This is a genomic window from Rhodococcus sp. NCIMB 12038 (assembly GCF_002165735.1).
Taxonomy (GTDB): Bacteria; Actinomycetota; Actinomycetes; order Mycobacteriales; family Mycobacteriaceae; genus Rhodococcus_F.
Genome location: NZ_NHML01000006.1, coordinates 1 through 14,972 on the forward strand (window position 1 = coordinate 1; position 14,972 = coordinate 14,972).

The window sequence follows — 14,972 nt, forward strand, 5'->3', positions numbered from 1 at the left end:
GGTCAGCAAGGCCCGCGGCCCCTTCACCGACTTCGCGGGCGCGATCCCCGCCGCCGAGGACGGCCCCCCCGCCGTCACCGCCGAAATCCAGGTCGCGTCCATCGACACCAAGAACGCCGACCGCGACGCCCACATCAAGTCCGCCGACTTCTTCGACGCCGAGCAGTACCCCACCGCCACCTTCACCTCCACCGCCGTCCGCACCAAGGGCGACGACTACGTCGTCGAGGGCGACTTCACCCTCCGCGGCGTCACCCGCCCCGTCGAGCTCGCCCTCGAATTCAACGGCGTCAACCCCGGCATGGGCAACGGACCGGTCGCCGGCTTCGAAGCCACCACCGTCCTCAACCGCAAGGACTTCGGCATCACCATCGACATGCCCCTCGAAGGCGGCGGCGCCGTCGTCGGCGACAAGATCACCATCACCCTCGAGATCGAGGCCGCCCTGCAGGCCTGACCCACCCGCACCACCGGCACCACCCGCGCCCCGTCGTCCACCCGGACGACGGGGCGCGGTCGTCGCGAAACCGATCGGCCGGAACTCCGCGACGGCACCACCTCTAGGCTGGCCGTGTGAAGAAGTACCTTCCCGCTCTCGCCCTGGATGTCGTCCTCGTCATCGTGTTCTGCGCGATCGGCCGCCGCAGCCACGACGAAGCCAACGCACTGGCGGGCCTGGCGACCACGGCGTGGCCGTTCCTGTCCGGTCTGGCGGTCGGCTGGCTCGCGACCGTCGCGCTCTACCGCGACAAGTTCGACGCGTTCCTCATCGTCCCGACAGGCATCGTGGTGTGGTTGTCGACGCTCGTGGTGGGCATGCTGTTGCGCGTGGTCAGCGGCCAGGGAACGGCGTTCAGTTTCATCATCGTGGCCGGCACCGTCCTCGCCGTGTTCCTCCTCGGCTGGCGGGCCGTCGCGAAGATCGTGACGAGGGCGCGCGCCACCACCTGATCGCAGCGAATCCGCCCCGACGGCACACGAACTTCCGCTCGAGGTGAGACAGTTTTCCCATGAGTGACACCATCGATCCGGCCCGGGACGAGCGGCGGGCCGACCGCGGTTTCTTCGGCCAGCCGTTCGCCCTCGCGAACCTGTTCGGCGTCGAGATGTGGGAGCGATTCTCCTTTTACGGGATGCAGGGCATCCTGATCTATTATCTCTACTATTCGGCCGCCGACGGCGGTCTCGGAATCGCCGAATCGTCCGCGACCAGCATCGTCGGCGCCTACGGCGGAACGGTGTACCTGTCCACCATCCTGGGCGCGTGGGTCGCGGACCGTCTCCTCGGCTCCGAACGCACCCTCTTCTACAGCGCCATCCTCGTCATGCTCGGCCACATCGCCCTGGCGGTGTTCCCGGGCCTGTGGGGTGTGGGCATCGGTCTGGTCTGTGTCGCATTCGGTAGCGGTGGGCTCAAGGCCAACGCCACGTCCCTGGTCGGCGATCTGTACGACGAACAGGACGAGCGCCGCGACGCCGGATTCTCCATCTTCTACATGGGTATCAACCTGGGCGCCCTGGTCGGCCCACTGCTGACGGGCTGGGCGCAGGACGCCATCGGCTTCCATGCCGGCTTCGCATTGGCCGCGATCGGCATGGCGCTCGGACTGATCCAGTACACGCTCGGCCGCAAGCACCTCCGGGGTGTGGGCGCCGAGCCGACCAACCCGCTCCCCCACGACCAGCGCAGCAAGTGGATCGCGATCGGCGCCGGCGCGGTGATCGTGATCGCCGCCCTGTCGCTCACCGGGGTCATCACCGCGGCCAACATGTCGGACATCGTCGTCGGTCTCACCATCGTCGCGGCGATCGGCTATTTCGCGATCATGCTGACGAGTCACCGCATCACGGCCGTCGAGCGCAGCCGCGTCTTTGCGTTCATCCCGATGTTCATCGCCAGCGCCGTGTTCTGGTCACTCTTCCAGCAGCAGTTCACCACCGTCGCCGTCTACTCGGACAAGCGACTCGACCGCAACCTGTTCGGCTGGGACTTCCCGCCGTCGTGGGTGCAGTCCATCAACCCGGTCTTCATCATCATCTTCGCGGGTGTCTTCGCGGCCGCGTGGACGAAACTCGGCCCCCGTCAGCCGTCGTCGCCGATCAAGTTCGCGGCCGGGACGATCATCATGGGGCTCGCGTTCCTCGCGTTCATCCCGATGTCGGGTGGCGGCGCGAACAGCGCACCGCTCCTGGGTCTTGCAGGCATCCTCCTGCTGTTCACGTTCGCGGAACTGCTGCTGTCGCCGGTGGGCCTGTCGCTGTCGACCAAGCTGGCGCCCGAGGCGTTCCACACCCAGATGGTGGCGTTGTTCTTCCTGTCCGTCGCCCTGGGCACCGCGATGGCGGGAACGCTGGCGAAGTACTACGACGAGAACAACGAGGTCCCGTACTTCACCGCGGTCGGGCTCGGCTCGATCGCCGTGGGTGTGCTCCTCGCCATCGGGGCACCGTGGATCAAGCGTCTGATGAAGGGCGTGCACTGAGACCGTCTGCGCTGAAAAACCGTCTGGGCTGAGAAACCGTCTGGGCTGAGAAACGGTCTCAGCGCACCCACAACCACACGGCCAAGCCGAATCCCGCCATCGAGATGACGACGCGGAGGATGGACGGCGGGATCCGCCTGACCACGGGCGGGCCGCACCATCCACCGGCCAGGGCGCCGATCGCCATCGCGGCGGCGGCGCCCCAGTGGACGGGGCCGAAGGCCGCGAACCCGATCGCGGCGACCAGGTTCGCGACGCCGAGAAGAAAGCTCTTCAGTATGGTCGCGCGCCAGATCTTCTCCGACGTGAGGATCAGGGCGATCGCCAGGAAGATGACGCCGGCGCCCGCACCGAAGTACCCGCCGTAGATGGCGACGACGAACAGCGACACCGAATAGGTGCGGGGCATGTCCCGCCCGCCCGCCAGCGCACGCAACCGGGGTTGCAGCAGCAGCGCCAACGCGGCGAACGCAACCATGAACGGGACGATCGCCTCGAACGACCCCGCGGGCGCCAGCAGCAGGATTCCCGCACCGACCAGGCCGCCCGCCGCCGAGTACAGCGCCCACCGCCACAGCTTGGGACCGGTGTCGGCGACCTCCCGCGTCGAGTTGGACAGCGCGCCCACGCCGACCGCCACCATCGCGACCGTGTTGGTCACATTGGCGGTCACCGGCGGCAGACCGACGGCGAGGAGTGCGGGATACGACACGATGGACGCCAGGCCGGTGACGAATCCGACCAGTCCCGCGAAGAACCCCGCTACGACGAGAAGACCGATATCAAGCAGGGACACAAGGTAGAAACTTACCCTTGCTCACTTACTCCCTCAGCGCGGACGGCCCGCCCCTCAGCGCCGACGGTCCCACCCCTCAGTTCGCCGGCTTCGCCATCTCACGGAACAGCATGTCGGTCATCTTCACCGCGCGGTCGCCGCCGTCGGCGTCGGCGACGAAGACCGCGAAGGCCAGGTCGCCGCGTGAGCCGTAGAACCAGCGGTCGTCGCCGCTGGCACCGTTCATGCCCATGAGGTCCGGGTAGCCGTTGAGGAACGACGCCCCGCCCCGCACGACGTTGTCGCGCATCATGGCGCGCAACTGGTCGTTGACGTTCGCCGGAAGCGGCTGAGCGGCCACGTCGGTGGTGCCCGGCTGCCCCTGGACGATCATCGGCGCCGGCGCGCTGCCCCGTGCGATCGACGCGGCCAGCATGGCCATCCCGAACGGCGTGACGGCGGGCAGGTCGCTGTCCTTGCGGTTCATCACCTGGTTCATGCCCGACTGGTCGGCGGTGAAGACGGCGGTCTGATGGTCGAGGCCCGGGATCTTGTAGTTCATGCCGAGCCCGAGCTGATTGCCCGCCTTCTCGATGTCCTCGATCGACAGCGAGGACGGGTCGACGCCCTTCTGCAGTCCGGCGGCCTTCTTCACCAGGTCGAGGTTCGATCCGGCGTTGTAGAGACCCTGGAACGCGATCGGCCCCTGCTCCATCGCCTGGTTGTTCTGGGCGGCGGCCAGAACGGCGCCGGAGGACGGCTGGATCGCGACGATCGCCGCGGGGGTGCCGACGCTGACGACGGCTTCCTCGGCTGCCAGTTGGAGGTGGGAGTCCACCGTCGCGACGATGTCCGGTCCGGGCGGGCCCTGGAAACCGGCCTGCGGAATGAGCGTGCCGTCGGGGTCGACGAGGTGGACGGCCCAGCCGGCCGTCGCGTCCCGGTTGGCCTGCCACACCTTGCGCAGCGGATCCAGCAGCGGTGTCGTGATGCGCCGATCCGACGTGATGAGCTTCGGCGTCTTGATGGTGATGACGCCGGGGATCGCGAGGTCCTCCTCGAGGAATTGCCAGTCCTGGTCGCGCAACAGCACGGCGGTGACCTGCTGGCCGGGTTTCTCGGCCATCTCCGCCATCATCGAGTCGGCCGTCACGAGGGGAGCCACCGGCTCGAGGACCTCCGCCAGACGCCGGGTGGTCGCGACGGGATCGGGCATCGTCGCGGGATCGAGGGTGACCGAGTTGATGGTCTGCTCGTTCATGAGCAACCCGCCGACAGCGTCGAACACCCGCGGCGGTGCGGCGTCCGTCCGGTCGTAGCGGACGACGCGCCCGTTGCCCAGGTCGGGCGCGAGGATCGACGGATCCCAGGAGATGCGCCAGCCGACGGACAGGTTCCGCACGCCGCCCTGAACCTGGTAGGTCCAATCCTTGCCCTCACCGAAATGCCAAGCGGCACCGACGGTGAAGAAGCCGGAGTCCGAGCCGAGGTCCATGAACTGGGTCACGTCGAACTTGGCGTCCTCGGGATGGAGTCCGTCGAACATCTGCTGTATCGCCGTCTCCGCGGCGTTGGGATAGGAGGTCTGCGCTGCAGCTGTAGCGGCATCGCCCTCATTCAGTGCGTTGACGAAGTCGTCGACGACCGACTGCGCGGTCGCCTCCTCTTTCGACAGCACGCACGACGCCAGAATTACCGCCAGAACGACAGCCGACGTCAGGGCGATCACGTATCTGTTGCGGCGGCCAAGCGATCGTCCATTCCCCATGTCCACCATCTTGCTTTCAGTCACATGCGTAACAAGCACCATTTGCCTACGAAGGAGTTACGGTTGAGCCACAACTTATCCCCGAACAGCAACGCGTGAACGGGTTTATCGAAGAAAACGCCCCGCAGCCTGCACAGCAGGGGCCGAACTGTCACCTGTTGCAATAAAGACGGCAAATGCTAGGTCGTCCTTGATTCCGACGAACCAGCCGTGAGCGGGACCACTTCCGGACTCGGCCGTGCCGGTTTTTCCGAGCAGCCCCGGAATGTCCTGCAGCGCAGTAGCGGTACCTCCCGTCACAGTTTCACGCATCATCGTCCGGAGGTCGGCGGTGACGTTCGCAGGCACGGCGGGCGCCGTCTTGTCGGCGGTGCCGGGCTGTCCCTGCACGATCATCGGCGACGGCGTGGAACCGTCCGCGATCGATGCGGCCACCATAGCCATCCCGAACGGCGACGCGGTCACCTGCCCCTGCCCGATGCCGGACTCGACCCGGGCGGCGGGACTGTCGGCGATCGGCACGTTGCCGGTGACGGTGGTCAGTCCGGGCGTGACGTAGTCGACGCCGAGCCCGAACTGCAGCGCGGCCTTCTGCAGGGCGTCGGGCGGCAGCCCGACCGCGAGCCGTCCCATGGTGGTGTTGCACGACCGCGCGAACGCGGTGTGCAGCGGGACCGCGCCGAGGTCGAATTCGTCGTCGTTGGGGATCTGCCTGCCCTCGATGTTCTCGGTGCCGGGGCAGGGCAGGACGGTGTCGGGGGTGGCGGCACCGGCCTGCAGGGCGGCGGACGTCGTCACCGTCTTGAACGTCGATCCCGGCGGGTAGAGGCCGGTGAGCGCGATCGGGCCGAGCGCGTCGGCCGGGGCGTTCTGCGCGACCGCGAGCACCTCACCCGTGGAGGGTCGCAGGGCGACGATCGCGGCCTGCTGCGGCACGTCGGCGAGAGCCCGCTCGGCGGCCATCTGCATCGGGAGGTCGAGGGTCGTCGCGATGTCGGGGGCGTCGGGGCCCTGCTCTCCGGCGACGCTCTTCACCGATCCGTCCTGCCCGACCAGTTGCACCGCCCAGCCCGCGGACGCGTCCTGCCCCTGCTGCCACAGGTCGCCCAGCCCCGCCAGGGTGGGCGAGGCCAGCGCCTTGTCGGTGCTGAGCAGCCTGGTCTGCGGGGCGAGCGTGACTCCGGCGAGTTGCCGCAGCTGCGGTTCGATCGGCGCGAGGTCCTCGGCCCGCAGCGAGATGGCGGTGCCCGGCTTGCCCTGGGCGCCGGCCAGGTCCTGCTGGAGCGAGGCCGCGGTGATGGTCGGCACGATGGGCGACAGCAACGACGCGACCGCCGCGGTGTCGGCGCCCTGGTCGAGGTTGACCAGCGTGACGACCTGTTGCTCGAGGATCGGGGCGCCACCCGCGGCGAGGACCTTCGGCGGTGTCCCCGTCGTGGTGGTGTACCGGACGGTGGTGTCGTCGGTGAGTCCGGGTGCGAGCACGGCCGGGTCCCAGACGATCTTCCAGTCGTCGCCGTCCTTGGTGGCGTTGCCGGTGGTGCTGTACTTCCATTCCTGTCCCGGGGCGAACGGCCAGGACACGTCCATCGTGAAGGTTCCGCCGTCGTCGCCCGACTCCTGCACGTCGGTGCGGGTGTACGTGCCGTCCTGGTTTCCGAGCCCGTCGTACATGGCCGTGATCGCGGCGGTGGCGGCTGCCGGGTCGGTGGTGAGTGCGGCGGCGGCCTGCACGTCGTCGCTGTTCAGGGCGTCGGCGAACTGCTGCGACACGGTATCGGGCTGGTCGGGCCCGAACAGTCCGCAGGCGGAGAGCACCGTCGCGAGGACGGCGATTCCGGCGGTCGCCTTCCGGGTGGGGGTGGGACGGATGGGGCTGTGACGAACGGTTGAGGTGCGCACGGACTCGATCATGCCTGACGTGGTGGCGCGCTTCGAATAATCGGTGTAATCATGTAATCAGTGCTGCATCACAGTGATAGTGGCACCCGGCTCCCAGGAGGACGCCATGAAGAACGCACAAGGTCCGGGACCCCGCCGCTTCGGCCGCCCCGGTGGATGGCAGCAGGCGGATGTCCCCGACACGAGCGACGCGGCCGAGTGGTTCGCCGGCCGACTCCCCGACGACTGGTTCACCGGCCCCGCGACCGTCGAGGTCGACCGGGAGGAGATCGTGGTGGTCGGCGAGTTGCCGCCCGTCGAGTCCGCCGACTCCGGTTCCGAGGCCGCGATCGAGGGGCGCATCTCGCGCTTCCGCGAGACGACCCGAGGCGATCGGATGCGCATCGCGGACGAGGCCGAGCGGCGCTATGGACGCAAGGTCGCGTGGGGTGTCAGCCTCGACGACCACAAGACACTTTTCACCCACCTCGCCGTCCCCGTGATGACCCGGCTCCGCCAACCCGAACGCAAGGTGCTCGACACGCTCGTCGACGCCGGCGTGGCGCGTTCGCGGTCGGACGCGCTGATGTGGACGGTGCGCCTGGCAGGCCAGCACAGCGAACAGTGGCTGGCCGAACTGCGCGAGGCCATGGCGAAGGTGGACGAACTCAGGGCCGACGGCCCCCAGATTTAATTCGATTGCGCGGGCATCGGCGGCGTCCTATCGTGAACGTCACCGATGCGCACCGGGCGCGTCAGACAGAGGGGAACGGTCCATTGCTCCTGACGAGGTAGTCACGCGAGTCTTCATCCGCACACACCTCGGGAGTACCCCATGGCACAGTCATATCTGTCCCTGTCCGACCTCACGTTCACCTGGCCCGACGGCGAGCCTGTGTTCGACGGCCTCGACGCCGTCTTCGGCCCCGGACGCACCGGCCTGGTAGGTCTCAACGGTTCCGGTAAATCCACGCTTCTCCGGCTGATCGCCGGGCGCCTGCGTCCCGACCACGGGTCGGTGACGGCGCAGGGCGAGGTGGCGTACCTGCCGCAGGACATCACACTCGACCCCACGCTGAAGATCGACCGGATCCTCGGCATCGACGATCTTCGGGCGGCGTTGCACCGCATCGAGTCCGGCGACGGCACCCCCGAGGATTTCGATGCCGCGACCGGCCGCTGGGACATCGAGGAGCGGGCCGTGTCGACGCTGCACCGGCTCGGTCTCGAGCGGGTACTCGGCAGCACGTTCGACCTCGACCGCACCGTCGGCACCCTGTCCGGTGGTGAGACCGTGCTGCTCGGTCTCACCGCGCAACTGCTGAGGGAACCGGAGGTGCTGCTCCTCGACGAGCCCACCAACAACCTCGACGGCGCGTCCCGCAGCAAGCTCTATGAAGTCGTGCAACAGTTTCCGGGCACGCTGCTGGTGGTCAGCCACGACCGCGCCCTGCTCGACCTCATGACTTCGATCGCGGAACTGCGCGCCGGCGAGATCCGCATGTTCGGTGGCAACTTCAGCGCGTACCAGGAGATCGTCGAGGCGGAGCAGGAGGCCGCGCGGGCCGCGGTGCGCGACGCCCGCAGCGACGTGCAGAAGCAGAAGCGGGAACTCGTCGAGGCCCGCATCAAGATCGACCGGCGTAAGCGGTACGGGCAGAAAATGTTCGAGAACAAGCGCGAACCGAAGATCGTGATGGGACTGCGGAAGCGGCAGGCTCAGGAGTCGGCAGGGAAGCTGCGGAACAATCACATCGCGAAGGTCGACGAGGCGCGGGATTCGTTGACGGAAGCGGAGAGTGCCCTGCGGGACGACCGCGAGGTGCGCATCGACCTGCCCGCCACGGAGGTGTACTCGGGTCAGGAGGTGGTCTCCGTCCGGGACCTGAGCCTGCGCAGCGGACAGCAGGTGTCGCTGGACGTGGTCGGTCCCGAGCGGATCGCCCTCGTCGGACGCAACGGCGTCGGGAAGACGACCCTGCTCGACGCCGTCGTGGCCGCGGGACCGCGGGTGCCGTTCAAGGCCCTGCCGCAGCGACTCGACGTGTTCGACGAGTCGCTGACGGTCGCCGAGAACGTGGCCGCGGCGGCGCCGCACGCGTCGCAGGAACAGATCCGCGCCCAGCTGGCCCGGTTCCTGTTCCGGGGCAACGATTCCGATGTTCTCGCGTCGGCGTTGTCGGGCGGGGAACGGTTGCGGGCGGCCCTCGCGACCATCCTGCTGGCCGAGCCCGCCCCGCGACTGCTGCTGTTGGACGAGCCGACGAACAACCTCGACCTGCCGAGCCTCGCGCACCTCACGCAGGCGCTCCGCAGTTACCGCGGCGCGCTGATCGTGGTCAGCCACGACCGGCAGTTCCTCCACGACATCGGTGTCACCCGATGGCTCGAACTGACCGGGGAGGGCCTGCGGCCCTGTGCGCCTTTCCGGTAGTCCCAGCGACCAGAAAGGCGCACGGGCGAGAGCTATTCGGCGACGCCGATGTCCTCGTGCCAGAGTGTGGGTCTGCTCGCGATGAATTCGGCCATCAGGTCGATGCAGTGATGGTCGCGCAGGACGGTGACGTCGACGCCGTTCTCGCGGAGCCATTCGTGTCCGCCGGTGAAGGTGACGCTCTCCCCCACGACGATCGCGCCGATGTTGAACTGCCGGACCAGTCCGCTGCAGTACCAGCACGGTGACAGGGTGGTCACCATGATCGTCGAGCGGTAGTCGCGCTGGCGCCCGGCGGCGCGGAACGCGTCCGTCTCACCGTGGACGGACGGGTCGCCGTGCTGGACCCGCCGGTTGCGGCCGCGGCCGAGCAGGGTGCCGTCGCCGGCGAACAGCGCGGCCCCGATCGGGATTCCACCCTCGCGTTTGCCGAGTTCCGCCTCGGCGATCGCGACGGCCAGCAGTTCGTCGGGGTCGAGCGCGGGGTTCGGGGGAATCGGCATGCCACCAGTATCGCCCCCGGCCCCTGCGCCCGAGTGCAGTCCGGGAGTCGGCCGCGACGCGCGTGATGCAGACTGGGCGGGTGCAGCACGCTACCAATCCCGTCGACGGCGTCCGGATCGCGTATCGGACGGTCGGCGACGGGGAACCGCTCGTCCTCGTCCACGGCACGGCCCTCTCCCACGCGATCTGGCGCGGGTTCGGTTACGTCGCCGCGCTGCGCGATCGGTACCGGCTGATCCTGGTCGATCTGCGGGGCCACGGGCGCAGCGACAAGCCGCACGACGAGGACGCATACGCGATGGATCTGCTCAGCGGCGACGTCCTGGCGGTCCTCGACCACCTGGAGCTTCCCAGCGCGCACGTGTTGGGGTATTCGCTCGGCGGCCGGGTCGCGCTGGCGCTGGCGGTCGGCGCGCCCGACCGCCTGGAGAGCCTGATCGTCGGCGGTGGCAGCAGCCTCCCGCAGGCCGGCGCGTTCGACCGGCTGTTCTTCCCGGGCTGCATCGACGTCCTCGAACGGGACGGCATGGACGCGTTCCTGGGGCAGTGGAATGCCCGGCGTGCGTGGCCGATCGACGCCGGAACGCGGGTGGCGTTCATGGCGAACGACGCGAAGGCCCTCGCCGCGTACATGCGACGGTCGGGTGTGGAGCCGGGAGTCGACGACGACGTCCTGCGCCGGATCGCCGTCCCCACCCTGCTGTTCGTCGGCTCGGAGGACGCCGAGCGGATCGGCGACACCCGGCGGGTGGCGGCGCTGATTCCCGGTGCGTCGCTGGCGATCCTGCCCGGTTTCGACCATTCGACGGCCGTGGCCGCGAGCACCGAGGTGCTCGCGGCCGTCGAGCCGTTTCTCGCCGCGGTGTGACCGCTACACCCATTCGACCAGTTGGATGATCACCCCATTCGGGTCGCTCATCTGGAAGTAGCGTTCGCCCCACGGCTCGGTTTCGATGGGCGTCACGATCGGGACGCCTTCCGCCTGCAGTCGCTCGTATTCGCGGTCGATGCCGTCGACGACGAGTGCGATCAACAGCCCTTGGCCGGCGTCACCGGCGATCCGCGCGGGTTTGAACGTCTCCAGTCCGGTCTTCAGGAAGACCAGATTGAAGCCGACGTCCGCGCGTTTCAGTGACACGAAGCCCTCCGCGGCCATCTCCTCGACGAAGCCCAGGTGGGATTTGGCGAACTCGGCCGACGCGACGGGGTCGGCGACGTTCAGCGACAGTGCGCTCGCGGTGACCTTCACGGTGGTGTCCTTTCGTTGACGACACCCCACTAACGTACGCCGTACGGCATTTGTTCCCGGGGCCGGACCTCACATCGCCAGCAGGCCCTTCGCGATGTGCGTCACCTGGATCTCGTTGCTGCCCGCGTAGATCATCAGCGACTTCGCGTCGCGCGCGAGTTGCTCGACCCGGTACTCGGCCATGTAGCCGTTGCCGCCGAACAGCTGCACCGCCTCCATCGCCACCTCGGTGGCGGCCCGCGAGGAGTAGAGCTTCATCGCCGACGCCTCCGCGAGGCTCACCCGATCCCCCGCCGCGGTGCGCTCGATGGCGTTGAAGACCATGTTCTGCACGTTGATGCGCGCGATCTCCATCTCGGCGAGCTTGAGCTGGATGAGCTGGAACTGGGCGATCTCCTTGCCCCACAGCTTGCGGGACTTGGCGTAGTCGATGCAGAGCCGGTGACATTCGTTGATGATGCCGAGCGACAGCGACGCGATACCGATCCGTTCGGCCGCGAAGTTCTCCTTCGCGCTGGACTTGCCGTCCGACTTGCCGCCGTCCTCCGTCTCGCCGAGCAGACGGTCACGGGTGACGCGCACGTTGTCGAAGAACAGTTCCCCGGTGGGCGAGGAGTTCATGCCCATCTTCTTGAACGGCGCCCCCTGCGTGAGCCCCTCCATGCCCGCGTCCAGGACGAAGGCGAGCACCTTCCGGTCGCGGCGGTCGACGGACGAGTCCCCCTCGTCGAGTTTCGCGTAGACGACGATGACGTCGGCGTAGGGACCGTTGGTGATGAACGTCTTCTGCCCGTTGAGGATGTAGTCGTCGCCGTCGCGGCGCACGTAGGACTTCATGCCGCCGAACGCGTCCGAGCCGGAGTCGGGCTCGGTGATGGCCCACGCCCCGACCTTCTCGAACGTGACCAGACCGGGCAGCCAGCGTTCCTTCTGCGCCAGCGTCCCGCGACTGCGGATGGTGCCCGCCGTGAGCCCGAGACTCACCCCGAGCGAGGCGACGAGTCCGAGGCTGACGCCTGCCAGTTCGGCGTTCATGATGACACCCATGCTGCCCGCGCCGCCGAGGCCGCCGGATTTCTCGTCCTTCGCGCCGGACGCGGCGTCGCCACTGCGTTCGCGGTCCAGGGACTTCGTCAGCGCCTCCCGGGCCATCTCGTCCAGGCCGAAGGTGGCGAAGAGCTTGCGGATGATGTCGAACGGAGGCAGCTCACCGGTCTCCAACTTGTCGACGTGCGGTCGAATCTCCTTGTCGATGAAACCGCGGATCGCGTCGCGGAACATCAGGTCGGTATCTGACCACTCATACATGCCGGGCACTCCAGTCGCCGAGAGACAAAGGGTTGCCGCAAATATAGAACACGTTCCTATTCTTGGACAGGTGTGCCGGACGGTGCACTCGTCCGGAACGGCACCGGAGCACCCTCGGCGAGCACCACATATGCGCGACGCCACGGGTCCGACCCGACGAGAGTCCACTCGTGACCGCTGCCGGACGTGTCCTCGGCGAGCAGGACGTCGCCCTCGCGAAGGCGGAACTGGTCACCGCCCCGGGTCCGGAAGTCGAGGGTGCCGCCGAGCGTGAGTACGAGTTGCCGCACCGGCGCGGTGTGCCAGTCGAAGGATCCGCCCGACGTGGTCTCCTCGAAACTGAGGTGGGTCACGTCGATCCCTGCCGTGCAGAGGTCGTCCTTCCGCCCCGGGTCCATGGCGAGGAACCCCTCCTCGAAGTGGGACGCGTCGTCCGCGCCGGTCCACAGTCGCACACAGCGAATCATGCCGAGCCACCTTTCGTTTCACCGATCCCGAGCCACGTCGACCGCAACCGGTCGAGGGTGCCGTCCGCGGCCAGGGCGCGCTGCGCCGACTCGATGCGGTCGCGCAGCGCGTGATCACCGGTGCGGACAGCGACGGCGATCTCCTCCCGGGAAATCCCCCGTTCGACCACCTCGACGTGCGGACGGTCCCGAACCAGCCAGGTGAGGACCGGCGCGAGTTTCATGACGGCGTCGCACCCGCCCGAGGACAGGTCGTCGAGGGCCTGCCCGATCCGGTCGTACGCATACACCCGGATCGCGCCCGCGCGGCCGTCCGCGACGAGGCGTTCGACGATCGGCTGACTGGTGTTGCCGTGCTGGACACCGACCGTCAGGCCGCGCAGGTCGTCGACCCCGCGCACGCCGGGATGCCGGGACGTGTCGACGGCCAGGGACTGACCCGACACGAGGTACGGGGCGCAGAAATCGGCGCGCTCCCGCCGCTCCGGCGTCACGGTGGTTCCCGAGGCGATGCAGTCGAATTCGCCGTTCGCCAGTGCGCCGAAGATGCCGTTGAAGTCGGTGCCCCGGTACGGGACGAGCGACCACTCGAGGCCGAGTTCCCGCGCGAGTGCCCGGGTGAACTCGACGTCGAACCCCGCAGGCGCCGCACCGTCGCGGAACTCGAACGGCGGGTCGGGCAGGGCCGAACCCACCCGCAGTACCTTCGCTGCCGCCGTCATGTCGCCCCTCTCCGCCGTGGCGGGTTCCTACGAACCGATCAGCCCCAACCGCTGTGCCAGCCAGGGCAATTCCTTCTCCAGCCCGGCGGACCACACCGCGAAGCTGTGCCCGCCCGGCACTTCCACGTACTGCACGTCCATGCCGGCGTTCTTCGCGGCCTGATAGACCTTCTGCGCTCCCGGCTTGTAGGCGTCGTCGTCGCTGCCGATGACGAAGACCCCGGCCGTGTCCGGGTATTTGTTCGACGCCATCAGGTCGAGCGGATTGACCTTCTTGAACGCCGCCTCGTCACCGCCGAAGCCGTCGTCGAGGGTGCGCTGGTGGTCGCCGAGGGTGGGCGCTTCCTGACCCGAGATGTCGAGGAACGTCGGATACACGTCGGGATAGTTGGTGGCCATCTGCAGCGAGCAGGTGCCGCCGTAGGACAGGCCGCCGATGGCCCACGCCTTCGGGTCCGGGTTCACCTGCAGATTCGACTTCACCCAGGCCGGAACGTCCTTCGCCAGATACGTGGCCACGTTGCCCAGCTTCGAATCGGTGCACAGGGGGTTCGCGATCTGCGAACCGGTGCCGTCCGCCACCACCACGATCGGGGCCAGCCCGTCGTGTTTCGCGGCGAACTCGTTCATCGTGGTGGCGAGCTTGCCGCCGGCGAACCAGTCCTCCGGCGAGCCCGGCTGACCGGCCAGCATCACGAGCACGGGCAGCAGCGGGCGCGGGTTGGCGAAGTAGGCGGGCGGGAGGTAGATCTCGGCGTCGCGGGCGGCGAACCCCGACTCCGTCCCGGGAACGGGCGCCGTCAGGACCCGTCCCTCGGACGGCATCCCGGGCGGGGCCGTCCACGACGCGTCGAGCGGCGTTCCCGTCACCACGTTCTCGGTGGCGCTGCCGAGGTCGTTCATCTGGACCCGGTCGAACGGTTCCGCCCCGAATGCCGTGCCCACCGTGGGGTAGGCGTCGAACACCAGATTGATCTGGGTCGCCGACGAGAGGAGGACGGCGACGACCGCGAGCACCGACACGATTGCGGCTTTCACCGTCCGGCCGGCGCGGATCCGCGGCACGAGCAGGACGATCGCGAAGAGCCCCAGACCGATCCACACGTAGATGGAGATCTCGATGGGGTCGGGGAACGGCCGGAGAACCTTCTCGACCATCACGTACAGGACGACGGTGACGACCACCGACACGGCCAGGAAGATCGGAATCGCCTTCCTGCGGTACCACGGTGCGCGGGCGGCGAGCAGCCACACGCCACCGAGCGCGCCGATCACCGTGAGGATCCAGGGCAGAGGCCCGGTGATCACGCTGAGGTCGCTGAGCCAGTCCACCTCACGAAGCCTAGAGCGCGAACCCGCACCGCGTCGGCGAGTCGGAGCG

The 14,972-nt window shown here is 68.3% G+C and carries 15 protein-coding genes; 6 read left to right on the top strand and 9 right to left on the bottom strand.

Annotated elements, in window-relative coordinates; genetic code table 11:
- The 3 genes from CA951_RS10435 to CA951_RS10445 form a co-directional block, all read left to right on the top strand.
- Positions 1 to 457: YceI family protein (locus CA951_RS10435; protein ID WP_087556777.1), on the top strand; the 457-nt coding region annotated here is incomplete at its 5' end.
- A gap of 116 nt (positions 458 to 573) precedes the next feature.
- A complete protein-coding gene (locus CA951_RS10440; protein ID WP_087556778.1) occupies positions 574 to 951 on the top strand; it encodes a DUF3054 domain-containing protein in 378 nt (125 codons plus the stop codon).
- A 59-nt stretch (positions 952 to 1,010) separates the two neighbouring features.
- Positions 1,011 to 2,483 carry a peptide MFS transporter gene (locus CA951_RS10445; protein ID WP_087556779.1) on the top strand — a complete coding sequence of 491 codons (1,473 nt, stop codon included), beginning with the start codon at positions 1,011 to 1,013 and terminating at the stop codon, positions 2,481 to 2,483.
- A 58-nt stretch (positions 2,484 to 2,541) separates the two neighbouring features.
- On the opposite strand, the gene CA951_RS10450 is transcribed toward CA951_RS10445, so the two are convergent.
- From CA951_RS10450 to CA951_RS10460, 3 genes are all read right to left on the bottom strand, one after another.
- Complete coding sequence (locus CA951_RS10450; RefSeq protein WP_087556780.1) at positions 2,542 to 3,279, bottom strand: sulfite exporter TauE/SafE family protein; 738 nt, start codon at positions 3,277 to 3,279, stop codon at positions 2,542 to 2,544.
- A 76-nt stretch (positions 3,280 to 3,355) separates the two neighbouring features.
- A complete protein-coding gene (locus CA951_RS10455) occupies positions 3,356 to 5,035 on the bottom strand; it encodes an NTF2-like N-terminal transpeptidase domain-containing protein (RefSeq protein ID WP_087556781.1) in 1,680 nt (559 codons plus the stop codon).
- A 96-nt stretch (positions 5,036 to 5,131) separates the two neighbouring features.
- A complete protein-coding gene (locus tag CA951_RS10460; protein ID WP_087556782.1) occupies positions 5,132 to 6,940 on the bottom strand; it encodes a penicillin-binding transpeptidase domain-containing protein in 1,809 nt (602 codons plus the stop codon).
- Between the two features lie 94 nt (positions 6,941 to 7,034).
- Between CA951_RS10460 and CA951_RS10465 the strand changes: the two genes are divergently transcribed.
- Positions 7,035 to 7,601 carry a hypothetical protein gene (locus CA951_RS10465; RefSeq protein ID WP_087556783.1) on the top strand — a complete coding sequence of 189 codons (567 nt, stop codon included), beginning with the start codon at positions 7,035 to 7,037 and terminating at the stop codon, positions 7,599 to 7,601.
- Between the two features lie 141 nt (positions 7,602 to 7,742).
- Positions 7,743 to 9,341, top strand: coding sequence for an ABC-F family ATP-binding cassette domain-containing protein (locus CA951_RS10470; protein WP_087556784.1), 1,599 nt, complete (start codon positions 7,743 to 7,745; stop codon positions 9,339 to 9,341).
- A 32-nt stretch (positions 9,342 to 9,373) separates the two neighbouring features.
- On the opposite strand, the gene CA951_RS10475 is transcribed toward CA951_RS10470, so the two are convergent.
- On the bottom strand, positions 9,374 to 9,844 hold the full coding sequence (locus CA951_RS10475) for a nucleoside deaminase (protein WP_087556785.1): 471 nt from the start codon (positions 9,842 to 9,844) through the stop codon (positions 9,374 to 9,376).
- Between the two features lie 65 nt (positions 9,845 to 9,909).
- Here CA951_RS10475 and CA951_RS10480 point away from each other — a divergent pair, with 65 nt between their 5' ends.
- Positions 9,910 to 10,713 (top strand): alpha/beta fold hydrolase, encoded by an 804-nt coding sequence (locus CA951_RS10480; RefSeq protein WP_179220165.1) that lies wholly within the window; start codon positions 9,910 to 9,912, stop codon positions 10,711 to 10,713.
- Between the two features lie 3 nt (positions 10,714 to 10,716).
- Here the strand turns inward: CA951_RS10480 and CA951_RS10485 are convergent, their stop codons facing one another.
- From CA951_RS10485 to CA951_RS10505, 5 genes are all read right to left on the bottom strand, one after another.
- The gene (locus CA951_RS10485) at positions 10,717 to 11,094 is read right to left on the bottom strand and encodes a VOC family protein (protein ID WP_087556787.1); all 378 of its coding nucleotides are present in this window, start codon (positions 11,092 to 11,094) and stop codon (positions 10,717 to 10,719) included.
- A 69-nt stretch (positions 11,095 to 11,163) separates the two neighbouring features.
- Positions 11,164 to 12,402 (bottom strand): acyl-CoA dehydrogenase family protein, encoded by a 1,239-nt coding sequence (locus tag CA951_RS10490; protein WP_087556788.1) that lies wholly within the window; start codon positions 12,400 to 12,402, stop codon positions 11,164 to 11,166.
- Positions 12,403 to 12,458: 56 nt separating this feature from the next.
- Positions 12,459 to 12,869, bottom strand: coding sequence for a hypothetical protein (locus CA951_RS10495; protein WP_087556789.1), 411 nt, complete (start codon positions 12,867 to 12,869; stop codon positions 12,459 to 12,461).
- A complete protein-coding gene (locus CA951_RS10500; RefSeq protein ID WP_087556790.1) occupies positions 12,866 to 13,591 on the bottom strand; it encodes an ABC transporter substrate-binding protein in 726 nt (241 codons plus the stop codon). Before CA951_RS10500 ends, CA951_RS10495 begins: the two co-directional genes overlap by 4 nt.
- Before the next feature lie 27 nt (positions 13,592 to 13,618).
- Positions 13,619 to 14,923 (bottom strand): esterase family protein, encoded by a 1,305-nt coding sequence (locus CA951_RS10505; RefSeq protein ID WP_087556791.1) that lies wholly within the window; start codon positions 14,921 to 14,923, stop codon positions 13,619 to 13,621.
- Positions 14,924 to 14,972 lie beyond the last annotated feature (49 nt).